Annotated in this window: 1 pseudogene; it reads left to right on the top strand. The window is 59.8% G+C overall.

Going from position 1 to position 543, the window contains the following annotated elements:
• Positions 1-543: pseudogene (locus FDX22_RS15245) on the top strand (ATP-binding cassette domain-containing protein); the annotation flags it as partial.

Genomic DNA, 543 nt, shown 5'->3' with positions numbered 1-543 from the left:
GCAGCAGTTACCGCTGGCCGAAGGGATGACGGTACGTGAGCTGGTGGCGATTGGTCGTTATCCGTGGCATGGGGCGCTGGGACGTTTTGGCGTGGCTGACAGAGAGAAAGTGGAAGAGGCAATTACGCTTGTTGGGCTCAAACCGCTGGCGCATCGCCTGGTAGATAGCTTGTCTGGCGGCGAGCGTCAACGTGCGTGGATCGCCATGCTGGTGGCGCAGGACAGCCGCTGCCTGCTGCTTGACGAACCGACTTCGGCGCTGGATATCGCGCATCAGGTTGATGTACTGGCGCTGGTGCACCGCTTAAGCCAGCAGCGCGGACTGACGGTGATCGCCGTNTGATGTGCTGGCGTTGGTGCATCGCTTGAGCCAACAGCGTGGGTTGACTGTGGTTGCCGTACTGCATGATATCAACATGGCGGCCCGCTACTGTGATTACCTGGTCGCGCTGCGCGGCGGTGAAATGATTGCCCAGGGAACGCCCGCGGAACTGATGCGTAGTGAAACCCTGGAACTGATTTACGGTATCCCGATGGGCATTT

This window comes from Citrobacter sp. TBCS-14, assembly GCF_005280805.1.
GTDB lineage: Bacteria > Pseudomonadota > Gammaproteobacteria > Enterobacterales > Enterobacteriaceae > Citrobacter > Citrobacter gillenii.
This window is presented reverse-complemented; position numbering and strand designations above follow the sequence as displayed.